This window comes from Azospirillum brasilense (assembly GCF_022023855.1).
GTDB classification, from domain to species: domain Bacteria; phylum Pseudomonadota; class Alphaproteobacteria; order Azospirillales; family Azospirillaceae; genus Azospirillum; species Azospirillum brasilense_F.
Genome location: NZ_CP059451.1, coordinates 579,067 through 602,255, shown reverse-complemented (window position 1 = coordinate 602,255; position 23,189 = coordinate 579,067). Strand labels below are relative to the sequence as shown.

The following is a 23,189-nucleotide window of genomic DNA, read 5'->3' as shown; positions in this document are numbered from 1 at the left end:
GACCTGGAGTTTCCAGCCAGCACGGCGGTGGACTGGCTGTTCGATCGCTCGACCGGGGAGGGGAGGGCGTCGTAGGAGTGGCCACAGCATCCCGGCGGCGCCCGGCTGGTCAGCTATGCCGGCCGGTTCGGCCCGGACAATGTGACCAAGGTGCTGAGGAGGATCGCCGCCACTGGGCCGTACCGGCTCGACATGGAAAGCAGGGTCCGGTTCGACGACTGGCTGGACCTGGATAAGGTCGAGGCGGTGTGTCGGGTTGTTTATCGCTGAAGTGATCTGCGCGGGGGAATGAAGGCGCCGATCAATCCAGCGCTTTCAACTCTGCTTCCACGCCGGCCAACTCGGCCTTGATGGATTTCAGCTTCTCGCGCAGTTCGGCACGGCGTTCTTCCAAGATCGTTTTCCGATCCTTTGGCTCGGAAGAGAGGGAAGGGGACCTTAGTCGCTTGCGGAACTGCGCCAACTCGGCCTTTTTCACCGTCGGCCTGACGAGCCCCTCCTGCTTTGCCGCTTCAAGTTCATCGGGCTTGAGCGACGTCAGGAGGTATGCGGCTTCCGACTCCTTGGGAAGTTCGTCTGGAGCGACAGCCCCCTGGCGGAGCGCTGCGGCCACGGTCATGTAGCGGTTGGCGCTCTGGTAGCTCAGGTGGCGAAGGGCACCGGCATCGATCCGTTCGGCCAGTACCTTCATGAACTGGCCATGCGGTACGGATTCCTTCCAGTCCAGAAGCAGGTCGCCCACCAGGACGAAGCGCTCCCGGCTCTCTTCGAGCAGCCGATTGATCGAGTCCTCAAAACTCTCGCCGGCTAGAGATTTGGCGGCGCCGGCCGGCTGAGTGGGCCGCCCCGCAATGGTTTCGGCTCGGCGGTCGAGCAGTTGCCCCTTCCTGACCAGCTTCACGATGCAATCCCCAGCCGCTTACGAAGATATGCCCAAAGCGCGTCGACGTCGTCGGACGCCTTTGCCCCATCCACCTCAACCACGCCGACGCCAATGTCGAAGGCTCTGTGGAACTCGTTGAGATCCGGCAGTTCGACCGGGCAGAGGTCGGCGCCGATGCGTGCCAGATCCCGTTTGGTCTCCGCATTGTCGAGGGCGCGCGGTTTCAGCCGGTTGAGCACGACCACAACGGGCTTACCTGTGGTGTGCAGGAACTCCAGCACCTTTGAGGTGGAGCGTCGGTCGTTGCTGGTGCCGCTGCTCGGAACGACGATAAGGTCGGCGGCTTCGATCAACCGCCTATAGGATTCGGGATAGGCCTCGACACCAGGCGGCGTGTCGATCACGAGAACGTCGACAGGCTCCGGGGGGGTAGGAGCCTCTTCGAGGTCGGCCAAGGGCTGGATGTAAACGGAGAGGGCGGGGGCCTGTTCCGGACGTGCCTCCCACCACTCAGCAAGCTGAGGCTGCGCATCGGTATCCAAGCCAGCGACAGTCAGACCGGAGTTAGCGATTGCAGCCAGCAGGTTGGTCGCGACCGTGGTCTTTCCGGTCCCGCCTTTCCAGTTCGTGACGAGGATCGTCTTCACCACCACTCCTATCCCTGGCGGCGCTTTGGCGCCGGTCATTGTCGTATTCGAGCTTCAGGCTGGATGTCGCAGCGTGGCGGCGGAAATCGCTATGCCATGCGCGATGTCCAGCGACCTCCAAACTGGCAAAGGAGGGGAGGTCCTTAACCGGCTTGACCAGCCACTCGACAGACCAACTGTCCGCCGTAAAGCGCGTACTGCGCAGTTGCAGGTGACCGACTTTAACGCAGACGGCCCAGCGCAGCAACGCGGCTCAGCTCGGTCGCAAAAGTACAACGACAGAACTGGACTGAGCGGATATCGAAGGTCGGGAGGGGAGGGTGGTCGCGAAAGTCCAGGCCTCAACGCAGGCAGCGCTCAGGAATCGGCGGCGCGGAGGGGTGCATGCGCCGCAGAGCCTTGACACCGCCGCAACTGAGGCCATCGCCCGAACTTCTCAGGACCCGGAGGTCGCCAAGGGTCGCGGCTTGCTCCGCCGTTTTGGGTCCTTGGCTCAAAGACGCGCTGTCCTGCGGCATTCCGGCTATCGAAACCTTCGCCGACGGCGTGAGGCAGGACGAGGCAGCCGTCAATGCGGGCCTCAGCATGCCCTGGAGCAACGGGCAGACGGAGGGGCAGGTCAACAAGCTGAAGCTGATCAAGCGTCACATATACGGACGCGGCAGCTTCGATCTGCTGCGCCGTCGCGTCCTCCTCGCAGCCTGATCCTGATCCACGCAAAATGCGGGAGGTCCGGGAAACAGGGACCATGTCATACAATGCATCATCAAATGCCGGCACTACAAATCCAGGGGACTCCCGAGGCTTGCTTGTTTGCATCCAAACAGGCTGTCAGGGGCATGATAGCGTTCGACACGACAGAATATGACGAAACCAAACGATGTCCAATAAAGACGTGATAATGCAGACCGCGAAGTTGAAAGCAGGAGGCCCCTTCCGTAATTGGCGGTCGGGGCCTTTTGCTGTCAGACCTCCAGGCGCGTCGCGAGGCGGGCGAAGGTGAAGGGCTCATCCGTCAGGAAGCGGATGTCCTCGATCACCTGGGCGCGCAGCGAGCGGTCGTCGATGCTGCGGCCCCAGAAGGCCGTCTCGCCGAGATAGGCGGCGACCATAGCCTCCAGCCCCGCCGGGGTTCCGTCGTCCAGGGCGCCGATCGCGCGGACGCGCTCGACGATCTCGGCGGAGTCACGCGGCGGCAGCGTGTCGGCGCCGGGGAAGCGGCCGAGGTAGAAGGCCAGCCAAGCGGCCAGCGACAGGCTCATCAGCGGCGCCGGCCGGCCGAACCGCTCCCGGTAGGCGAGCAGCCGGTCCAGGTTGCGGGTCTGGTACTTGACGAGGCCGTTCAGGCTGATGTCATACCACAGGTGTCGGATGTAGGGATTGCGGAAGCGGCGCAGCACGGCGACCGCGAAGTCCTCCAGTTCCGGCTTCGGCAGGGTGAGGAAGGGGATGACCTCCTCGTTGAGCAGCCGGTCGAGGAAGCGCGCCCCGGCGGTGTCGCTCACCGCCTCGCCCACCGTTTCCACGCCCGCCAGCAGGGCCAGGGCGCACAGGCCGGTGTGGGCGCCATTGAGGATGGCGACCTTGCGCGCCTTGTAGGGGGTGACGTCCGCCGTAACGACGGTGCCCTCGTCATGCTCGCCCAGCGGCAGGCGCAGCGCCGGCATTCCCTCCTTGCGCTCGATCACGAAGAGGTGGAATAGCTCCGCCGCCGCCATGAAGCTGTCGTCGTAGCCCAGCTCGCGGCGCAGGTCGTCGGCCTCGGCGCGCGGGAAGCCCGGGACGATGCGGTCGACCAGCGTGTTGTAAAAGGCGTTCGCCGTCTCGATCCACTCGATGAAGGCCGGCTCCAGCGCCCAGTCGCGGGAGTGCAGCAGGACGATGCGCTTCAACTCCTCGCCGTTGTGGTCGATCAACTCGCAGGCCAGCATCTGCAGGCCGGCCTCCGGTGCGCCGTCGAAGGCCTTCCAGCGCTCGTGCAGGAAGCGGGTCATCTTGCCGGGGAAGGAGACCGGCGGCTCGTCGGCGTAGGCCACCGACGGGACATAGGCGATGCCGGCGTCGGTGGTGTTGGAGACGACGACCGTGACGTTCGGGTCGCGCGCCAGCTCCAGCACCGAGGCCCATTCGCCGTGCGCGGCGATCTCGTTGCGCACGCAGCCGATCAGCCGAGCCTGCGAGACCTTCTGGCCGGCCTCGTCGACGCCGCGCGACAGGACGGTGTAGACGCCCTCCTGCTCGTTCAGCGTCTGCGGGAAGCCGCCGGCGATCGGGCGGACGACGGTCACGCCCCAGTCGCCACCGGTGGCCTCGTTCAGGCGGTCGACCTTCCAGTCGAAGAAGGCGCGCAGGAAATTGCCTTCGCCGAATTGCACGATCCGCGTCGTCGTCGGGCGCGGCCGGCCGTTGAGAAAGGATGCGTTCAGGCGCTGCATGGTCGGCGTCCTTGTCTGAAGGGTGGTGGTGGGGTTCAGAGCGTGACGCCGGACTTGAAGATCACGAGGTCGTGGACGTCGTTCTCCTCGTTGCGCGCTTCTTTGCCGTTGGCGACGGCGAGGATGCTGTCGATGAAGGACGGCAGCAGGCTGTCCACCGTGGCGGTGGCCTCGGCGATGGGGCCGGCGTTGAAATCGATCCAGTGCCGCTTCTTCTCGGCCATGGCGGTGTTGGTGGCGATCTTCATGGTCGGCACGACGCCGCCCAGCGGCGTGCCGCGGCCGGTGGTGAACAGTACGATGTGGCAGCCGGCGGCGGCCAGGGCGGTGACCGCCACGCCGTCGTTGCCCGGCGCCTCCAGCAGGGTCAGGCCGGGCTTGCGGATGCGCTCGGCGTAGCGGATGACGTCGCGCACCGGGGAGAGGCCGGCCTTCTGAGTGCAGCCCAGCGACTTCTCCTCCAGCGTGCTGATGCCGCCCGCCTTGTTGCCGGGCGACGGGTTCTCGTAGATCGGCTGGTTGTGGTCGAGGAAATACTGCTTGAAGTCGTTGATCAGGGTGACGACGCCCTCGAAGACCTCGCGGTTTTCCGCCCGCTCCATCAGCAGATGCTCGGCACCGAACATTTCCGGCACCTCGGTCAGCACGGTGGCGCCGCCGATCCCGCATAGCCAGTCGGAGAGGGCGCCCAGCAGCGGGTTGGCGGTGATGCCGGAGAAGCCATCCGAGCCGCCGCACTTCAGCCCGATGCGCAGGCGGTCGGCGCCGACCGGCTCGCGCTTATCCTCGCGCATGACGGCGGCCAGCTCGGTCATCGCCTCCAGCGACGCCTCCTGCTCGTCCGACACCTCCTGGGTGGTCAGATAGCGCAGGCGGCGCGGGTCGGGATGCTCGAAACCCTGGGTGAACAGGGCGCGGGTGTTGTTTTCGCAGCCCAGCCCCATGACCAGCACGCCGCCGGCGTTGGGGTGGATGGCGAAGTCGCGCAGGATGTTGCGGGTGTTGTCCAGGTCGCCGCCGAGCTGCGAGCATCCATAGGGATGCTCCAGCACCATGACGCGGGAGCCCTCGGGCAGCAGGCCCATTTTCTCGAAGCGCTTGGCCGCGTTCTTGGCGAGGCCGTTGACGCAGCCGACCAGCGGGATGATCCACAGGTCGTTGCGCACGCCGATCTCGCCGTTGGCGCGGACGAAGGCCTGGATGGTCGGCGCCTCCCGTTTGGCCGGCGTCGCGTCGTTCGCCGGTCCGGCGTAGGCGTAGTCCTGCAGGCCGCCCAGCGCGGTCCCGATGTTGTGGGTGTGGATGTGCCGCCCCACCGGGATCGCCTCCTTTGCGAGGCCGATCACGCTGCCGTATTTGATGACCCGGTCGCCCGGCTGGTGCGGCGTCACGGCGAACTTGTGGCCCTGCGGCACCTCGTCGAGCAGGACGACGCCCAGACCGTCGATCGCGGTGCCCTGGGCCAGCGGCTCCAGGGCGACGGCGACGGTGTCGCTGGAATGGATCTTCAGGTACTTCGACATGTCAGGCCCCTTGGGGGAGAAGCGAGGGAAGCGGGAGGGCGGCAGGAGGGCTTAGCGGGCCAGGACCAGCGAGAGTTCCGGCACGAAGGTGACGATCATCAGAGCTACGAACAGCGCCACGAAGAGCAGGGTGGACTGCTTCATGAAGTCCGAGATCTTCACCTTGGCGAGGTTGCAGACCAGCAGCATCACCGTGCCCACCGGAGGCGTCAGACAGCCGACCGCGAGGTTCACGATCACCACGATGCCGAAATGGATCGGGTCGATGCCGAGCTGGTGCACCGTCGGCATCAGCAGCGGGACCATGACGATGAGGATCGCGTTGCCCTCGATCAGCATGCCGAGGAACAGCAGGAGCAGGTTGAGGATGAGCAGGAAGACGTACTTGTTGTCGGTCAGCGCCGTGATGTAGGTCGCCAACTGCTGCGCCGCCTGCTCCAGCGACAGGATCCAGGCCAGCGCCGAGCAGGCCATGATGACCAGCATCACCGACGAGGTCGCCTTGAAGGTGCCGACCAGGGCGTCCACCACATGAGCGACGCGCATCTCGCGGTAGATCACGAAGCCGATCACCAGGACGATCAGCACGGCCACCGCGCCGGCTTCGGTCGGGGTGAAGATGTTGGCGCGGATGCCGCCGATGATGGCAACCAGCAGGACCAGCACCGGCCAAGCCCCGACCAGCGCGCTGGTGGTCTCCGACCGGGTCGGCCAGCTGTCGCGGGACGGCGGATAGCCGTTGCGCTTGGAGACGATGTAGGCGGCAACCATCAGCATGGCCGCCATCACGATGCCGGGCAGGATGCCGGCCATGAACATGGCGCCGATGGAGACGTCGGCGACGAGGCCGTAGATGATCAGCGCAATGCCCGGCGGGATGATCGGCGTCACCAGCGCGCCCGACGCCGTGACGGCGGCGGCGAAGGCGCGGTTGTAGCCCTTGCGCTCCATCTCCGGCACCAGCATGCGGGTCAGCATGGCGCTGTCGGCGAGGTTGGAGGCGCTGACGCCGCCCAGCAGCGTGCTCAGCATGATGTTGGTCAGCGCCATGCCGCCGGTGAACTTGCCGACCAGCAGGTCGGCCACGCGCAGCAGGCGCTTCGCCACGCCGGTGTGGTCCATCAGCGTGCCGAGCAGGATGAAGAAGGGAATCGCCAGGAGGGACAGATTCTGCGAGGCGCCAATCAGCCGCTGCACCGCGATCTGGTCCGGAACCGGACTGAAGAACACAAAGTATACAAGAACGGATGCGAAAATAGCAATGTAGAGCCGCATGTTCAAAGCGAACAGGCAAAGCATGATAAGAATGATGACGGGCCAGCTCATGGCGCCTTCCCCTTCGCGATCACCATGATGTCGATAAAGCAGCGGCGCAGGAGATAGGCGACGAGGCCAACTGCACCGACCGGAACGGCGATGTCGATCCAGAACCACGAAATCTGAAGAATTTCAGTCAGCTTGTACTGGGCGCTCTGGGCGAGCAGATAGCCGAGCCAGCCGGCGTAGGTCAGAACCACGATCGACAGGGCCGAAACGGCCAGATCGACCGCCGCCCGGATGCGGGTGGGCAGAAGGTCCACGAACAGCGGGATGTCGAGATGCTGGCCGTCACGCTCGGCGACGATGGCGCCGATCATGATGATCCAGATCATCAGAAGCCCGGACATTTCCTCGCCCCAGTGCAGCGGGGCGTCGAAGATGTAGCGCGCGAACACCGCCGCGATGGTCATCACCACCAGAGCGGCCAGCGCGCCTCCCGCGACGACCGATGGCAGACGCCGGATCAACTCCATGGCATACTCCTCCTAACGATCCGGGCGGAGCGGCAACCCCGCCCGGATTTGCTTATTTTTACTTGAGGTCCTTCTGGATCTGCTCGTACAGGCCGGCCGACCACTTGGGGAACTGGGTGTAGACGACCTTGGTGGCCTCGCGGAACGGCGCCGGATCCGGCTGGATCACGGTGACGCCGGACGCCTTCATCTTCTCGATGAACTCGGCGTCCTGCTCGGCGGCCAGCCTCTGGCTGTAGAGGCCGGCCTCGTAGCCGGTCTCGTGGACCATCTTCACGACGTCCGCCGGCAGCTTGCTGAAGAAGGCCTCACCGCCGACCCATACCGACGTGTTGGTCAGGTAGCCGACGAGGCTGAGATACTTGGCCTGCTCATGCAGCTTGGCGCCGTACAGCACGGAGATCGGGTTCTCCACGCCGTCGATCAGACCGGTGGTCAGGGCCGGGTAGACCTCGCCCAGCGGCATCGGCGTCGCGGTGGCGCCCATCGCCTCGATCGTCTTGATCTGCATCACGTTGTTTGGGACGCGGATCTTCATGCCCTTGAGGTCCTCGGGCGTGTTGATCGGCTTCTTGGCGAGGATGTGGCGCACGCCGTACAGGTAGTTGGACATGACGATGTGCACGCCCTTCTTGCGCAGCGCCTCGTCCTTCTTCTTGAACCAGTCGCTCTCGTAGATCTTGAAGAGCTTCTGGGGGTCGTCGGTCAGGTACGGGCCGAACAGAACGCCGAGGTCCGGATCGTAATCCTGCAGGAAGCCGACGTCGGACAGGGTGATGACGTTCATGCCCATCATCGCCTGTTCCATCACGTCCTTCTTGGCGCCCAGCTGGGAGCTGGGGAACAGCTTCAGGGTGACCTCACCCTTGCTCTTCTCCTTCAGAAGGTCGGCCCAGTGATGCATCACCCGGTCGAGCGGCTCGCCCGGGTTGTTCTCGTAGGCGACCATGATCTCGGTCTTGGCCATGGCGCCGGACGCGGCACCGATGGACAGCACGCACGCGGCAAGGGCGGACGCCAGAAAGCGCTTCATTATTTCCTCCATAGTGGATGCCGGAGGGCCCGTCTGTGGACGGCGCCCATAGGCAGATTCCGCCAACAGGGCGGAACCCGGCGACGGGACCGGCACGCCCCGCCGCGGCAGTTCTGATGACGACAGCGCCTTGCGGGCGCCGCCGGAACGGTCAGCGCTCGATCATCACCTTGACCGTGGTGTCGCGCTCCTTGGCCCAGTAGGGCAGGGCCTTGTCGGCCTCCTCGAAGGGAAAGACCTTGGAGATCAGGTCGTCGGGGGCGTGGTCGAGCGTTTCGAGATAGCGGATGACGGCCTGGAAATCCTCGGAGGTCGCGTTGCGCGACCCCATGATGTCCAGCTCCTTCAGGTTGAAGAACTGCGTCTTGTAGGACACCGGCTCCTTGGCGTAGCCGATGTAGACGACGCGGCCGGCGAAGGACACGAGGTCGATGGCCTGGGTGAAGGTGGCGGGCAGGCCGACCGCCTCGATCACCACGTCGGCGCCGTCGCCGTTGGTCAGCTCCATGACGCGGGTGGCCACATCCTCCTTGGCGGCGTCGATGGTGTGGGCGGCGCCGTAGCGGCGGGCCAGACCGGTCTTCGCCTCGCCGATGTCGACCGCGATCACCGTGGCGCCGCGATGGACGGAGCCGGCAATGGCGCCCATGCCGATCATGCCGCAGCCCAGCACCAGCACGGTGTCGGCCGCCTCGACGCGGCCGCGCGCCGCTGCGTGGAAGCCGACCGACAGCGGCTCGACCAGCGCCAGATGGCGCGGCGCCAGCGTGTCGTTCAGGATCAGCTTGCCGTAGGGCAGGACGATGCGCTCGGCCAGGCCGCCGTTCTGCTGCACGCCCAGCGTGCGGTTGCTGCGGCAGGCGTTGACCCGACCCTTGCGGCAGGACGGGCAGGTGCCGCAGGCGGTATAGGGAATGACGATGGCGCGCCGGCCCACGGTGTATTCGGCCGGAACGCCCTCGCCCACAGCGGCGATCTCGCCGCCGATCTCGTGGCCGGGGATGCGCGGCAGGGAAACCAGCGGGTTCAGCCCCTTGAAGGTGCTGAGGTCGCTGCCGCACAGGGCGACGTGGCGGATGGCCAGGAGCACCTCGCCGGGGCCGGGAGTCGGCTCCGCCACCTCGTGGATCGCGCAGACGTCCACGCCTTCGATCATCAGTGCTTTCACAGGTGATGTCCTTTTTTAGGAAGCGGCCGTGTTCAGGGCATGGGCGTAGCTGAAGGCTGCGCCTCCTGGTTGAACACGCTTTCGCTGAATTGGAAGTGTGCGTTGCTGGCCTCGACGGCCTTCTCGACGGAGCGCTCGCGCAGCGCTGCGATGATCTGGCGATGATAATCGACCGTGGTCGGCCCGATCACCGCATTGCTCTTGCCGATCTCCATGTAATAGATCATCGGCTGCGACATCGCCTGATACATCTTCTGCAACATGGAGTTGCGGGATGCGGCGACGATGGCGGCGTGGAAGCGGAAGTCCACCTCCGCCGCTTCGCGCACCGTCAACTGGTGCTCCATGTCTTCGGCCAGACGGTTGAGCCCGTCGATCTCCGCATCGGTGATGTGCCGGACCACTTCAGGCAGCACGCCGATCTCGATGATCCTGCGGAACTGCAAGACTTCCCGACAGGTTTTGACGCTGCGGTCGAAGCATTGATCGAGAATACGGAACATCGCCTCGATGTCCGGCTTGCTGGCGCGCGGGCCACGCTGCGTCTTCTCCACCAAGCCATAGGCTTCGAGGAAGATGATGACTTCGCGGATCGTGTTGCGGCTGACGCCGAACCGTTCAGCCAGCAGGCGTTCGTTCGGAAGCAGATCGCCGGGCTGGTAGCGCTCGGGAATCTCCTTGCGAAGCTCTTCGAAGATGGCCTTGACGGTTGAGACGCCGTTCATGATCGCGCCGCCTGAGTTTGGTCCAACAATTGGACAACTGACGGCGAAACGATAGCACCGTGTGGCGGCGCACGAAACGGCAAAGAGAGTCATAAAATGTTGAAAACAGCGCTGTTAACGCATGATGCAAAACGTAGCGCACGCTCTGAGAGAAAAACGCGATAGCGTCCACGCCCGGCGGGCAGCGCCTCTACTCGGACTTGGCGATCACGACGGCCTTGAACCTTGCGCGCCGTGGTCCGGCGGCCGTTGCACCAAACCGAAGGCTTGGTCGGCTCCATCGTCCAGCTGGTTGGCGTGGACTTTGCCGTTCCGGACCATTCCACTTTCAGCCGCCGCGCCCAGACCCTGGGCCTCCCACCGGAGCCAGTATCTTCGGGCGGCGCTGTGGAGCTGCTGGTCGACAGCACGGGCGTGAAGCTGTGTGGTCCCGGAAAATGGTTGGTCGAAAAGCAAGGGCCCCAGCGCCGCCGCGGGTGGAAGAAGCTGCGTGTCGGTCTGGTTGCCGTGACCGGGCAGATCCTCGCGGTGACCCTGACCGACCACGATGTTGATGACGGCTCGCGGCATTATCTTGCTCGGATGTCGCCACTCTTGTATGCCCGCCATCAATTTCCGCCCGCCGTCATCCGGCATGCGATCTGGCTCTATCTGCGGTTCACCCTGGGCTACCGGGATGTCGAGGAGCTGCTGGCGGAACGCGGCGTGAACGTGTCCTACGAGACGGTGCGGCGCTGGGTCGTGAAGTTTGGCCCGGCCATCGCCGGCAACCTGCGGCGGCTCCGGCCGAAGCCCAGCCCGCGCTGGCACTTGGGTGAGATGATCATCCGGATTGGTGGCCGGCTGATGTACCTGTGGCGGGCAGTCGATCCTCAAGAAGCACGGCTTCGCGCCCACCCAGGTGACCACCGACCAGTTGCGCTCCTATGGGGCGGCGTTCCGGGAGATTGGCCTGACGGCGCGCCATGAGCAAGGCCGCCGCCAGAACAACCGCGCCGAGGTCTCGCACCAGCCACTACGGCGACGCGAACGGAAAATCCAGCGCTTCAAATCGCCGGGGTCCGCCCAGCGCTTCGTCTCCCTGCACGCCGCCGTCTACAACTGCTTCAACCCTCAGCGCCGCCTGGTCGGCCGCCGCACCCTGCGCACCTTCCGGGCGCAGGCCAGGGCCGACTGGCAGGCCGCAACCGCCGCAGCGTGAGTAAAGCTGCGAATTCAGGAAGTTCTGCACCCCGGCTCGGTTCCCGTGACAACGCCTCTCCAATTGCATGATGAGGAGGTACCATGCCAGCCACCGACAGAAGAATGAGCGGTGCGACGATATCACGGTGGGAAGAGGCTCGACCGAACCGGCCCGATCACATAAAGCGGTCTCATCGCCCCCGTAGCCCTTCCTCGAGCAATGCCTCCAGTCTGGCGGGATCGATTGGCTTGTGCAGCATGCGAATGCCGGTCCGCCCGGCCTCGGCCAGCCGTTCAGCCGAGGTGTCGCCGGTCACCAGAACCGTGATCGGCGTGCCGCGTCGGCGGGCTTCGCTGATGATGACCACGCCGGTCTCTCCCGCACCCAGGGAGTGATCGGCGATCAGGATGTCCGGTGGAGCCTCAAACTCCTTCAGCATGATCCGGGCCTGCGCCAGCGTGCGGGCAGTGCGCACGGACACGCCCCAGCTCCCTAGGGTGACCTCCAACGCTTTCAGCACCATTGGTTCATCGTCCACCACCAGGGCCGTCCGGCCCCGCAACGTCCCGTAGAGCGCCTCTCGTCCAGCGGCTGGCACCTGCGCTTCGTCTTCTGCCAACGGAAGCGTCAGGCTGAAGGTGGACCCTTTACCGGGTTCGGAGCGGACCGTCACCCGGGTCGCCAGCAGATCGGCGACCCTCTGCACGGTGGCGAGGCCGATGCCGAAGCCGCGTGCATGCTCACGGGTCGCGTTTCCGATCTGGTAATAGGGATCGAAGATGCGCTCCATCTCCTCCGGGGCGATGCCTCGCCCGGTGTCGGTCACGTCGATCGCCAGCTGGTTCTCTTCGACCCGCGTCTCCACCGTGACGCCGCCCTGTTCGGTGTATTTGATGGCGTTGGAAATCAGGTTGCGCAGCACCAATTCCACCAGCAGCGGGTCGGACCGGACCGATCTGGCAGCCGGCGGCATATGCAACCACAGCTTCGCCTCGCGCGCCGGGCCCTGGAACTCGCCGTAAAGACGCCTCAGCAACTCGTCGAGGTCGAAGACCCGCTCCTGCGCCGTGAGCAGGCCGGCGTCGAGTCGCGCCACCTCCAGCAGCCCGCTCAGCATGCCCGTCAGGCTGGTCATGCTGTCCGACAGCGGCTTCAGCAGTTCGTGCGCCTTCGGGTCGAGCGGCTGCCGCCGCAAAAGCTCGAGAAACAGGTTGGCCGCCTGCACCGGCTGGCGCAGATCATGGCTGACCGAAGCGAGGAAGTTCGACTTCTCCCGGCTCGCGGCCTCGGCCGCGTCACGTGCCTGCTGCAGCAAGGCTTCGGCGTGCTTGCGGTCGTGGATGTCGGTCGAGGTGCCGAACCAGCGGAGGATCGCGCCACCGTGCGGATCGCGGTAGGGCAGGCCGCGGACCAGGAACCAACGGTACTCCCCCGTCTTCGAACGGAGACGATGCTCGGCAAGGAAGAGGCTGCCCGCCCGCTGGGCCTCTTGGAAGCGCTCGGTCGTCAGCGCTGCATCGTCCGGATGGATGAAGTCGGCGATGACGTCCGATACCGTGGTTGGCGCCGTCCGAGCGTCGTAAGCGACACCCGTATAGTCGGTCCATTGGCGGTTGAAGAACTCGACCCGTCCCTCGGCGTCGGTGATCCAGACGATCTGCGGCACGGCGTCCGCCATCAGACGGAACCGCGCCTCGCTTTCGCGCAGGGCCGCTTCGGTCTCCCGCCGGACGGTCAGATCGGCCGTGACCGCCAGGAAATGGCTCTCGTCCCCGTCGTTGCCGGGCACGATCGTGATGCCGCTGTTCGCCCAGACGTCCGTCCCGTCGGGCCGCCGGTAGCGCTTGTCGAGCGCCACGGTCTCACCCGTCCGCAAGGCCTGTTCAATGGCGTTGCGGCTCGCCGCAAGATCATCGGGGTGGGTGACGTCGGCCACGGACAAGCCCACGACCTCCTCCCGCGGACGTCCCAGGATTCGGCAGAGTTCGTCGTTCACGCGGAGGAAGCGGCCATCCGGCGTGAGTTCCGACAGGCCGACCGCCGCGCGGGCGAAGAGGGCGGACAGCCGCGCCTCGCTGCGCCGCAGGGCCTCGTCGGTGCTCCGGCGGGAGGTGATGTTGCTGGCGGTCCCGAACCACTCGCAGACCTCGCCGTCCGCATCCAGGATCGGCACAGCCCGCGAATGCGTCCATCCCAGTGATCCGTCGGCCTGCCGGACCCGATGCTCCAGATCAAAGGCGCTCTTGGTCCGGATGGCTTCCCGTACGGCGTCGAGAAGCTGCGGCTGATCGTCCGGATGGATGTACTCCTCGAGCCACGCCTTGTTGCCGTCCGTCGTGTCGGTGAGGAAGCCGTGCCCGTCAAGCTGCCGCAGTTCCGTCCAGTCGATATTCATGCGGTAGATGGCGTAGGAGGAGGCCTTCACCAGGGCGCGGAAGCGGCTCTCGCTGTCGCGCAAGGCGAGTTCGGTCCGCTTGCGGTTGGTCACCTCATGCACTGTCACAAGGACGCCCGCGATGGTTCCGGCATCGTTGCGAACCGGACTGTAGGTGAGGTCGAACCAGGTTTCCTCCGCGACGCCGTTGCGCTCGAGGATCAGCTTCTGGTCGTCGAACCCGCGGGATTCACCGTGGAGCACGGCCTCGTAGATCGGTCCGTTGAAGTCCCAAACCTCGGGCCAACACTCGCGGGTGGGTTGGCCGAGGGCGCGGGGATGTTTGCCGGCGGTGATTTCGGCGTAGCAATCGTTGTAGATCTGGATGAGGTCTGGTCCCCAGAGAACAATCATGCCAAGCGGGGAGGCAAGAATCAGGTCGACGACAACCTGCAAGGACAGGGGCCAGTTCGCCTTCGGTCCGAGGGACGTTGCAGCCCAATCATGGGTCCGGATCAGCGCTCCCATGGCCCCGCCTCCACTGGGCCAATCCAGTTCCGAACCGATGCCGTCAGGGATCATGGCCGCCGCTTGTGGCAGGAGGCTGGGCAAGCGACGCCGGCGGCAGCGCAACACGCTCCTGAAGCAGGCGCAAGCCGTCGCGCACCACTTCGCTGGCCGTCTGGTAGCGACCGGACGCCACCAGAGTCTGGACGAAGCGGTCGAGCTCCGGGGTGAGGGAGATGCTCTGGCTGATGCGCCTGGACATGTGACCATCGCAACGGAAGGGAAACGGTGCCACAGAGTACGACACCGAGTTGGAGCCCGGAAGTCGACCGAAGGGCATGATACCTCCAGTCATAGTTTTCAAACGGGGGGAGGAGCGGTGGCAATGCAGAAGACAATGCAGCGGGCGCGTCTGAGAGGCAAGCTGGGCTGGATCGGGCTTGGATCAAATGCATCGGGCCGTAAGCATCGAGCGGTAATGAAGCAACTTTAAAGCGCGAGACGCTGATCTTTGATTGATGATCGGGCTGTGATCACACCTGCAAAGTTGCATGAATGGCGCCGCCACCTTGTCGGTTGTTTGATTGCCGGGAAATGGTTGGCCCGTCAGGCCGCTATGGGCGCAGCAACGCTGGACATGCGGGTTCTTGCTAAAGGCACTCCCAAGGAACTAGGCGGGGCACTTTTCGCCACCTCGGCGGCGCAAAATATCGTGCCGCCGGGGTGGCGAAAAGTGCCCCGCCTGCTGTTGACGCCGGAAAAGGGAGCGTAAGTTCGGACGTGGAAGCGGTCGCTCGTGAGAAAAAGAGGCAGTCTCCGCCTAATGTTGTGGTGAGCGAGTTCTGATTCGCCGGTTGGACGACTGGGCTGCAAGCCATGGCCGCGGTCCGTCGGTCGATGGTGCCGGTCACCGGCAACCTACCGCTGCACAACCCCTTTTCCCGGGGGATCTGAAACTGGCCCAGGCCAAAACCTCCACCACCTCCAGCAACCGGGGGGCGACATCGAAAGCGCCATTGAGCGCAGCCTGTGGGTCGACCGCAATCCCAATCTTGGAAGAGGAACGAAGCAAAGACGATTCACTTAAGCAAGGCAGACGCCATGAACACACAACCGTCCCAGCATGGCGGAGATCGCGCGGAGACGTCCGTAAGCCCACCAACCTACCCGCCACCATCCCCCGGCTTGAGCGCCGTGCTCGAGCGGAACATCCAGGCGCTGCACCAGCGCAGGGAACGGGAGGAGGTCGAGGCGACCGCGGAGGAGCGGATTGCCGACGCGATCACCCGCTTCACCGGCAGCATGACGTTCGTTTATCTGCATTTGGCATTCTTTGGTTTCTGGATCATCGCCAACTTGGGGTGGGTACCCGGCGTTCCGCGCTGGGATCCCTCCTTCGTCGTCCTGGCGATGATTGCGTCCGTGGAGGCCATCTTTCTGTCCACCTTCGTGCTCATCAGCCAGAATCGGATGTCCGAGGTCGCCAGCAAGCGGGCTGATCTCGATCTGCAAATCAGCCTGTTGGCGGAGCACGAAATCACCAAACTGACGGCCCTGGTGTCGTCCATGGCCGATCACATGGGGGTGAAGACGGACTTCGACTCCGATCTGGACATCATCAAGCAGGATGTCGCCCCCGAAGCGGTGCTCGACCAGATTGAGGCTGAGAAGTCTTCGAAGAAGCCCGCGGACCGGGAGCCGTGATGGACTGTTTGCGCCGCTTTATTGAAAAGGCAGTACCGCACTGGTGTTCCGGCCGGTCCTTCGCATCGCGCCTTCCAGTTCCCGCTCCAACGTTTCCGCGCGATGCGCGGCGGTGTGGTGTTCCAGGATTCGCCGCCGCGCCCGTGAACCCATCGCTTGGCGGGTGTTTTCGTCCAGTTGGTGAAGGGCGTGCAGAACATCGCCGGAGGTGTGGGCGAGGATGATCTCGCGGTTTGGCTCCAGCAGCGCGTCGAGGCCGTCCCAACAGTCGGAGATGATCGGAGTGGCGCAGGCGGCGGCTTCGAACAGCCGGATGCTGGGGCTGTAGCCGGCGCGGATCATGTCCTCGCGCGTCACGTTCAAGGTGAAACGGCTGGCCGCATAGAAGGCGGGATGCTCGGTTGGAGGAATATGATGCCGACGTTCGACATTTCCGGGCCAGGCGATCCCTTCGGGGTATTGCGGACCGGCGACGACGAAGCGCAGCGACGGCGCACGCCGGGCCGGCTCCAGCAGCAACCGCTCCAGCGTCGGTTGCCGGTCGGGGCTGTAGGTGCCGAGATAGCTCAGATCCCAGCGCTTGGGCGTTGGCAGGGGCGCGTAGGCGTCGGCATCCACGGAGCAATGGAGCGCGCGCGCTGCCGGAGAGCCGTAGCGGGATTCCAGCCGCTCCAGCGTCGGTCCGCCCGTGAAGGAGAAATACACATCATAGCCGGGAATGAGGGCAGGGGTGAGGTACTCCTCGTCGCCGCGTTCCAGCTTCGCTAGGGTCACCGGCGTGTCGATGTCGTAGAAGGCGACGATCCCCCGCGCGGTTTCCTGCGCCCAGCGGCCGACGGCGACACCATCGGGCACGTAGGAGCCGACGAGCACCGCGTCGGCCTCCTCGACCGTTCCGGCCCACCGTCGCAAGCCAGGGAGATCCTCGTAGAAGGCCAGCCGGCAATAGCCGGGATCGGCGAGATCGCGATTCTGCGCGTACCAGGGAACGTCGCGCTCCAGGAACAGGATGTCGTGGCCGCGTGCGGCGAACGCCTTGAGAAGGGCGCGGAAGGTGGTGGCGTGGCCGTTGCCCCAGGAAGAGGACAGGCTCAGCCCCAGGACGACGAGCTTCACGCCGCGCTCCTTTCCCGCCGGGCCGCCAGGGCGTCGCGCAGCAACACGTCGACCTCCGCGCCGCGCCGTGCGTAGGTGTGTTCCGCAAGGGCGCGACGTCGCGCGGCATCGCCGATGGCGCGGGCGCGGGCCGGGGTGAGGGCGCGCAGATGATTGGTCACGTCCTGGCCATCGCGGGCGACCAGGATCTCCTCGTTCGGGGTGAGGAACAGTTCGACCCCCGTCCAAGCGTCGGTGATCAGGCAGGCCGCCGCTCCGGCAGCCTCGAACACCCGTGTGGCGGGCGAGAAGCCGACCTCGGCCATGCTGTCGCGGGCGATGTTCAGAACCGCCAGCGCCGAGCTGTTGAAGGCATTGTGGTCGGCGGTGCCGACATGGCCGATGTGGGTGACGTTGGCCGGCAGCCCCTTCGTCTCCCAGCCGCTGCCGCCGATGATGTAGCGCCCCTGCGGGTTGTGCGCGGCGGGCTCCAGGAAGAAGCGCTCCACACGCTCCTCGCGGTCGGGCAGTCGGTTGCCGAGAAAGTTGAGATCGGCGGCGAAGCGCGGTTGGGGCGGTGCCGGGTGGTGTGTCGCCGGATCCAGAGCGTTGTAGATGGGGCGGCACAGGCGGGCGCCCATCGCCTCGTAGGCCGCTACCACCGGCGGGCCGCCGCCGTAGGTCAGCACGGCGTCGATTTGAGGCAGCCGACGGCGCAGGGGATGGCCCGGCGCCTGCCGTAGTTCGGCCAGGGTGGCGGGGGCGTCGACATCCCAATAGACACGCAGAGCGTGGGGACCGGCGGCATCCATCACGCCGTTGAGCAACTCGTCGTCGAAGACGCCGACGCCGTTCGCCTTCACCACCACGTCGGCCTCGGCGGCGCGGGCGATCACGGTGCGGCAGGCCTCGGCGGTGGCCTCGTACACGACGACGCTGGCCCAGCCGGGCGGCTCGATGTCTCGGTGCTTCTGGCGGTCGAAGGCGTCCGGTTCGTAGAAGGTGACGTTCCAACCCCGCTTGGCGAGTTCGCTCAGCATGCCGCGATAGTAGGTGGCGGCGCCGTTCCAGTAGGAGGAAAGCAGGCTCGAACCGTAGAAGGCCATCTTCATCGGACAGGCTCCAGCATTGAAGAGGGGGTGGGCGTGCCAGCCAGAGCGGCGGCGATGGCGAGCAGCTCACTGGCACGGTGGGCGCAGGTGTGGCGGGCGCGGATCGTTTCCAAGCCGTTGCGGACCAACGCCGCGCGGAGGTCGGCGTCGCTGTCCAAGGCGCGCAGGTGGGCGGTCATATGGGCGCCGTCGCGGGCGACCAGGAAATCCGTTCCCGGTCGGAACAGGCCTTCGCAATCGCTCCACGGCGCGGTGACCAATGGGATGCCGCAGGCCAGCGCCTCGAACACGCGGATGGTCGGGATGCCTGGCAGGGATTCGACGTAGAAACGGCGCGGCACATGGACGGTGACCCGATGGCGGGCGAAGGTCGCGGGGGCGCGGACGTTGGGCAGCCAGCCCTTGTAGGCGATGCCGTGCCGCTTCAGCGTCGCCAGGGCTTCCGCGGGGTAGCGCACGCCATAGACGTCCAGAGGCAGACCCGCGGCGCGGGCGGGAGCGAACAGGAAGCTCCCCAGCTCCTTCGTCCGCTCGCCATCGCCCCAATTGCCGATCCACACCGTTCCGCTGCGCGGCTCCGCTCCGGACGGCGGGTGGAACAGCCGGATGTCGGCGGCTTCGTGCCAGACGAAGACCCGATCCTTCCAGCCCCAGTGCCGGTACACGGCGGCCAGAGTTTCGCCGAAGGCCAGGACGCCGTCGTAGCCGGAGAGATCGAAGGCGGAGATGGCCTTCGGATCACTGACCGCGCGATGGTGCGTGTCGTGGAACAGCAGGAGAAAGCGACCGCCCTGCGCCCGTGCCCGGCCCACCGCCGCGACCAGAGCCGGGTCGTTCCATTCATGCATGATGACCAGATCGGCCTCGTCGCACAGCGCCGCCGCGTCGGCGTCGGCCGTGAAGGTCAGCGAGGTCAGCTCCGGATAGGCGGTCCGGTAGGGCAGCAGCCCCGCTTCGCCATGATCGGCCAGCAGGTTCCGCAGGCTCCATGCGCCCTCGGGTTCATAGACGCGGACCTCATGGCCAAGGATGATCAGCTCCCGCAGGACGCCGCGCAGGAAATGGGCGTTGCCGTGGTTCCAGCAGGACGCCAGAGAATGGGTGAAATAGACGATCTTCACGCAACGGCCTCCTTGCGGGAGGGGGTGGGGGTGTGACGCTCCAGGACGCTGCGGTAGAGACTGCGCATGCCGGAGGCCATCGACTCCATGCCGTATCGCCCGGCCCTGAGCCGCGCCGCCTCGCCGAGGCGCCCGGCCTTCCGCGGATCGTCCAGCAGGCGGCGGATCGCGGCGGCGAGGGCTGCGCTGTCCCTCGGCTCCACGAAGAGTGCGGCGCCGTCCCACAGCTCGCGGAAGGTCGCGATGTCCGACAGCACCAGCGCACAGCCGGCCTGCGCGGCTTCAAGCACCGTCAGGCCGAACGGCTCGTAGAGCGCGGCGGAAGCGAAGACGGGTGCCCGCGCCAGCCACGCCGCGACCGATGCCGTATCCAGGCGTCCGAGCGCCGCGGCGTGACGCAGGGTCCGGCGATTCCCGCCCGGACCTTCCAGCGAGCCGGCGGCGACCACCGGCACTTTCAGCAGCGCTGCCGCCGCGTCCAGCGTTGCGATGTTCTTTCCATCGTCCCACAAGCGTCCGGCGGTGAAGACGAAACGCTCCCGTCCGCACGGCTCACCGCCTGGAGGACGGCGCCCGTTGCGCACCACGACCGGTGGCGGCAAACCGTAGGCGGCGGCGGTGGCCTGCGCGAAGGCGGCGCTCGGCGCCGCCAGCGCGTCGCAGGCCCGGTAGCCCCGCGCCAGAACCTCGATCCGCCAGAGAAAGTCGCCCGGCAGGGGGCCGCCGCGCAGGGTGGCCCACCACGTCGCCAGACAGGAATGGCAGACCCCCACGACCGGAACCGTGAATCCGGCGTCCGCCGCCAGGGCCGGGCTGTTGAGGTGGACGAGATCCACCTCCAACCGCCGAGCGAGCGCTCCCAGCGCTTCGGCGCCGCGCCGGATCGCGGCCGGGTCCTCCGCCATCCAGTCCAGCGGGAGGCCGGTGTCGATCAGTTCCAGGCCGGGGATGGCGCGCGCCGCCGCGGTCTGGTCATCCTGCGGTGACGGCCCAAGCACCGCCAGCGTAACGCGCAGGCCGCCTGCCGCCAGTTCCTGCGCGAGGTCGAGCGCGTAGGTCCACACTCCGCCCACGCTGTCCGCCGTCATCAGCAGATGCGCGGGGGCTGGATGCGCGGGGGCTGCCGGGGGCGTCACCGGCAACCGCATGCGGCCTCCAGCTTATGCAAGGGCAGGGGCTGCTCCTCCTGAATGTCGCTCAGTCGCGCGAATTGGCGCAGATAGTGCTCGTGCGCCCTTTCCCATGCCCGGTCGTCCGGTTCTCCCCACAGGCGGCGGTAATCGGGCGAGGCGGGGTAGGGGTAGAGCGGCACCGGATCGTTGGCCCAGACGCCGGCACCGTGCAGCCTCTCCCGCCATCGCGCGACGAGCCCGGCGTCGTCGCCGGCCATGGCGATCAGGTTGGCCTGGACGAAGGGCACGCTGCGCCGGGCGTGGATCAGGCGGTCGGCCAGTGCGTCGGTGCTCATGCGGCAGTTCTTGTCGAGCGCCGCGCGACCCTCCTCGGTCAGGCTTTCCACCCCGGCCTCGATCGACACGCAGCCGGCGGCCCCCAGGAGATCCAGCAGATCGGGTTTCCACAGGTCGATGCGGGTCTGGATGCCAAACTCGACCGGCCGCTCCACCAGCGCTTCCAACAGGTCGCGGCGGGGCAGGAAGATCTCGTCGATGAAATAGACGTAGCGCACGCCGGCGGCGGTCAGCCGGTCGATCTCCTCCAGCACGATGGCGGTGCCGCGGCGGCGGTACTGATCGCGGAAGTCGATCTTGGCGCAGAAGGAACAGGTGTAGGGGCAACCGCGTGAAGCCTCGACCTCGGCCCCCGCACCGATCGGTTCGGTGCCGTAGCGGTGGTGATGGTGGGGGTGGCGGTTCAGCCATTCGGCGGGCCACGACAGCGCCGGCAGATCGACGAAGCGGCCGGTGTGCGGGCCGCCGGTAAGGACGGTTCCGCCGCCGGTAAGGACGGTTCCGCCGCCGCGGCGGAAGGCCAGCGCTGGAACGCCGTCCAACCCTGGCTGTCCTGAATCCAGCCGGTCGGCAAGCCGTCTCACGATCTCCTCGCATTCGCCCCGCACGACAACGTCCACGCCCAGCTTGTCCAGGGCTGCACCGGGGGTGGTCGATCCATGCGGCCCCACCGCGACGGTCCGGCCGCCGCGTCCATCCAGCGCCAGCAGGAAATCACGGGGGATGCGCAGCTCCGGCGGGGCACAACGCCAGAACAGGTAGGTCGGCGCGGTCGTCACCACGGTCATGCCGGGTGCGAAGCCGGCCACCCGATCCGCCAGTTCGCCGTTCGACAATCCCGTCAACGGCCCATCGAGCAGCAGGACCTCGTGTCCAGCCTGCTCCAGCAGCGCCTTGCCGTAGCCCAGTTCAAGGGGCAGATGCGGCTCGCGGCAGCCGAAATAGATGCTGTGCGCGAAGGTCCAGGCCGGGTTGACCAACGCCACACGCATCACGCCGCCTCCACCAAGGCCGGTCCGGACCGGCGGTTCATGCCACCAGCCCCCGCGCTTCGAGTTCGCTCCGGGCCTCGGCGACATGGTCCTGCGCCTCCTGCCGGGCAACCCATTCGGCGAGTTCGGCCAGCCCATCGGCGAAATCCTGCCGCGGTTCGTAGTTCAGGACCGTTTGCGCCTTGCTCAGGTCGGGGACGTTGTGGCGGATGTCGCCGGCGCGGGCTTGGCCGGTGATCTCCGGCGTCAGGTCTGGCCGGCCCATCGAGGCGGCCTGGAGCCACGCCACCTCCTCCACGGTGCGGTCCTCGCCGGACCCGATGTTGAAGACTCCGCCGTTGACGGCTGGCTGGTCGAGCGCCAGCAGGAAAGCGCGCGCCACATCGCCGACATGCACGAAGTCGCGCCGCTGACGGCCATCCTCGAAGATCATCGGCCGCTGACCGTTGGCGATGCGCGAGGCGAAGATCGCCAGCACCCCAGTGTAGGGGTTCGACAGCGCCTGCCCGGGGCCGTAGACGTTCCAAAGCCGCAACGCCGCCCCTTCCATCCCGTATTGGGCGGTGAGCGTCAGAGTCAGCCGCTCCTGCACGTATTTGCCGATGGCGTAGACGGACCTCAGGGTTGGGCGCTTGCTCTCCGGCGTGGGGACGGGGATCAGCGGCCGTCCGTCGGAATCCCGCGGGTCCCAGGAACCGTCGGGATTGCGCGCGCCGCGCACCACATCCTCCATCGGCGTGCCGTCGGCGGTCCGGTACAGCCCCTCGCCGTAGATGCTCATCGAGGAGGCGACCACCACCCGGCGGACCGGTCGGTCGATCAACCGCTGGAAGAGCACGGCCGTCCCATGGTCGTTCACCGAGGTGTAGCGGCCCACCGCGTACATGCTCTGGCCGACACCGACCTCGGCGGCGAGGTGGATCACCGAATCCACTCCCTCCAGCGCCCGGCCGACCATAGCCTCGTCGCGTATGTCCCCAATCAGCAATTCGACGTCCGGGTCCAGTTCGTCGGGCCGCGTCCGAGTGGGATGGACTTGCGCGATCAGACTGTCGAGAACCCGAACCCGGTCGCCGCGGGCGAGGAGTGCCCTGGCGACGTGGCGGCCGATGAAACCGGCGCCACCGGTGACAAGAACGGATTCTCCCACGAGCCCCTCCGCTGATGGATGGTGATGTTTGTGATTGCTATTTCCGGTTGCGTTGGTTATGTATAAAATTGATAAAAATACCCATGATTCTTATTTTTAAAGTAATGCAAATTCTCACTTACATACGTGGGAAATCGTCATGTTCGCTTCGTGAAAAGAAGCATGGTCGCGTCAATGTTAACACCGCCGTTTGATTTTCGACACCTTACCCAAAAGGCGTGGTCAGATTGGACGATCTTCCAGCAATTATTATTCCAAGATACAAATATCATTCT

20 protein-coding genes and 2 pseudogenes are annotated in these 23,189 nt (G+C 66.0%); 5 read left to right on the top strand and 17 right to left on the bottom strand.

From position 1 onward, the window contains the following. The first annotated feature begins 141 nt into the window (after window positions 1-141). Window positions 142-270: a hypothetical protein gene (locus tag H1Q64_RS33895; protein ID WP_269145406.1), complete on the top strand. Its 129-nt coding sequence runs from the start codon at window positions 142-144 to the stop codon at window positions 268-270. A gap of 31 nt (window positions 271-301) precedes the next feature. On the opposite strand, the gene H1Q64_RS25495 is transcribed toward H1Q64_RS33895, so the two are convergent. After that, window positions 302-901, bottom strand: coding sequence for a hypothetical protein (locus H1Q64_RS25495; protein ID WP_237906660.1), 600 nt, complete (start codon window positions 899-901; stop codon window positions 302-304). Further along, window positions 898-1,533 carry a ParA family protein gene (locus H1Q64_RS25490; RefSeq protein ID WP_237906659.1) on the bottom strand — a complete coding sequence of 212 codons (636 nt, stop codon included), beginning with the start codon at window positions 1,531-1,533 and terminating at the stop codon, window positions 898-900. The genes H1Q64_RS25495 and H1Q64_RS25490 overlap by 4 nt, the downstream gene beginning before the upstream one ends. Before the next feature lie 381 nt (window positions 1,534-1,914). Here H1Q64_RS25490 and H1Q64_RS25485 point away from each other — a divergent pair, with 381 nt between their 5' ends. Then, the gene (locus H1Q64_RS25485; RefSeq protein ID WP_419468859.1) at window positions 1,915-2,235 is read left to right on the top strand and encodes a transposase; all 321 of its coding nucleotides are present in this window, start codon (window positions 1,915-1,917) and stop codon (window positions 2,233-2,235) included. Between the two features lie 260 nt (window positions 2,236-2,495). Here H1Q64_RS25485 and H1Q64_RS25480 read toward each other — a convergent pair whose 3' ends face one another. From H1Q64_RS25480 to H1Q64_RS25450, 7 genes are all read right to left on the bottom strand, one after another. Continuing rightward, on the bottom strand, window positions 2,496-3,965 hold the full coding sequence (locus H1Q64_RS25480) for a tagaturonate reductase (protein ID WP_237906658.1): 1,470 nt from the start codon (window positions 3,963-3,965) through the stop codon (window positions 2,496-2,498). 35 nt (window positions 3,966-4,000) lie between these two features. Beyond that, the gene (locus H1Q64_RS25475; protein ID WP_237906657.1) at window positions 4,001-5,488 is read right to left on the bottom strand and encodes a UxaA family hydrolase; all 1,488 of its coding nucleotides are present in this window, start codon (window positions 5,486-5,488) and stop codon (window positions 4,001-4,003) included. A gap of 51 nt (window positions 5,489-5,539) precedes the next feature. Then, window positions 5,540-6,814, bottom strand: coding sequence for a TRAP transporter large permease (locus H1Q64_RS25470; RefSeq protein ID WP_237906656.1), 1,275 nt, complete (start codon window positions 6,812-6,814; stop codon window positions 5,540-5,542). After that, window positions 6,811-7,281, bottom strand: coding sequence for a TRAP transporter small permease (locus H1Q64_RS25465; protein ID WP_237906655.1), 471 nt, complete (start codon window positions 7,279-7,281; stop codon window positions 6,811-6,813). The genes H1Q64_RS25470 and H1Q64_RS25465 overlap by 4 nt, the downstream gene beginning before the upstream one ends. A 58-nt stretch (window positions 7,282-7,339) precedes the next feature. Next, the gene (locus H1Q64_RS25460; RefSeq protein ID WP_237907197.1) at window positions 7,340-8,248 is read right to left on the bottom strand and encodes a C4-dicarboxylate TRAP transporter substrate-binding protein; all 909 of its coding nucleotides are present in this window, start codon (window positions 8,246-8,248) and stop codon (window positions 7,340-7,342) included. Between the two features lie 217 nt (window positions 8,249-8,465). Beyond that, a complete protein-coding gene (locus H1Q64_RS25455) occupies window positions 8,466-9,470 on the bottom strand; it encodes a zinc-binding alcohol dehydrogenase family protein (RefSeq protein WP_237907196.1) in 1,005 nt (334 codons plus the stop codon). Between the two features lie 44 nt (window positions 9,471-9,514). After that, window positions 9,515-10,207, bottom strand: coding sequence for a FadR/GntR family transcriptional regulator (locus H1Q64_RS25450; protein WP_237906654.1), 693 nt, complete (start codon window positions 10,205-10,207; stop codon window positions 9,515-9,517). A gap of 234 nt (window positions 10,208-10,441) precedes the next feature. Between H1Q64_RS25450 and H1Q64_RS25445 the strand changes: the two are divergent. Together H1Q64_RS25445 and H1Q64_RS25440 are read left to right on the top strand one after the other, a co-directional pair. Next, a pseudogene (locus H1Q64_RS25445) lies at window positions 10,442-10,576 on the top strand (transposase); the annotation flags it as partial. Window positions 10,577-10,789: 213 nt separating this feature from the next. After that, window positions 10,790-11,408 (top strand): annotated as a pseudogene (locus tag H1Q64_RS25440) (IS6 family transposase). Between the two features lie 172 nt (window positions 11,409-11,580). Here H1Q64_RS25440 and H1Q64_RS25435 read toward each other — a convergent pair. Then, window positions 11,581-14,292 (bottom strand): PAS domain S-box protein, encoded by a 2,712-nt coding sequence (locus tag H1Q64_RS25435; RefSeq protein WP_237906653.1) that lies wholly within the window; start codon window positions 14,290-14,292, stop codon window positions 11,581-11,583. 43 nt (window positions 14,293-14,335) lie between these two features. Next, on the bottom strand, window positions 14,336-14,533 hold the full coding sequence (locus tag H1Q64_RS25430) for a type II toxin-antitoxin system ParD family antitoxin (protein ID WP_237906652.1): 198 nt from the start codon (window positions 14,531-14,533) through the stop codon (window positions 14,336-14,338). A gap of 839 nt (window positions 14,534-15,372) precedes the next feature. On the opposite strand from H1Q64_RS25430, the gene H1Q64_RS25425 reads away from it, so the two are divergent. Then, the gene (locus tag H1Q64_RS25425; protein ID WP_237906651.1) at window positions 15,373-15,975 is read left to right on the top strand and encodes a DUF1003 domain-containing protein; all 603 of its coding nucleotides are present in this window, start codon (window positions 15,373-15,375) and stop codon (window positions 15,973-15,975) included. Between the two features lie 18 nt (window positions 15,976-15,993). Here H1Q64_RS25425 and H1Q64_RS25420 read toward each other — a convergent pair whose 3' ends face one another. The 6 genes from H1Q64_RS25420 to H1Q64_RS25395 are packed head-to-tail and all read right to left on the bottom strand — an operon-like array spanning window position 15,994 to window position 22,914. Beyond that, window positions 15,994-17,091 carry a CgeB family protein gene (locus H1Q64_RS25420; protein WP_237906650.1) on the bottom strand — a complete coding sequence of 366 codons (1,098 nt, stop codon included), beginning with the start codon at window positions 17,089-17,091 and terminating at the stop codon, window positions 15,994-15,996. Then, on the bottom strand, window positions 17,088-18,182 hold the full coding sequence (locus tag H1Q64_RS25415; RefSeq protein WP_237906649.1) for a CgeB family protein: 1,095 nt from the start codon (window positions 18,180-18,182) through the stop codon (window positions 17,088-17,090). Before H1Q64_RS25415 ends, H1Q64_RS25420 begins: the two co-directional genes overlap by 4 nt. Beyond that, window positions 18,179-19,303: a CgeB family protein gene (locus H1Q64_RS25410; RefSeq protein ID WP_237906648.1), complete on the bottom strand. Its 1,125-nt coding sequence runs from the start codon at window positions 19,301-19,303 to the stop codon at window positions 18,179-18,181. Before H1Q64_RS25410 ends, H1Q64_RS25415 begins: the two co-directional genes overlap by 4 nt. Beyond that, a complete protein-coding gene (locus H1Q64_RS25405) occupies window positions 19,300-20,451 on the bottom strand; it encodes a glycosyltransferase family 4 protein (protein WP_237906647.1) in 1,152 nt (383 codons plus the stop codon). The genes H1Q64_RS25410 and H1Q64_RS25405 overlap by 4 nt, the downstream gene beginning before the upstream one ends. After that, window positions 20,436-21,764, bottom strand: coding sequence for a TIGR04295 family B12-binding domain-containing radical SAM protein (locus H1Q64_RS25400; RefSeq protein ID WP_237906646.1), 1,329 nt, complete (start codon window positions 21,762-21,764; stop codon window positions 20,436-20,438). Before H1Q64_RS25400 ends, H1Q64_RS25405 begins: the two co-directional genes overlap by 16 nt. A 37-nt stretch (window positions 21,765-21,801) precedes the next feature. Beyond that, complete coding sequence (locus tag H1Q64_RS25395; protein ID WP_237906645.1) at window positions 21,802-22,914, bottom strand: NAD-dependent epimerase/dehydratase family protein; 1,113 nt, start codon at window positions 22,912-22,914, stop codon at window positions 21,802-21,804. Window positions 22,915-23,189: the final 275 nt, after the last annotated feature.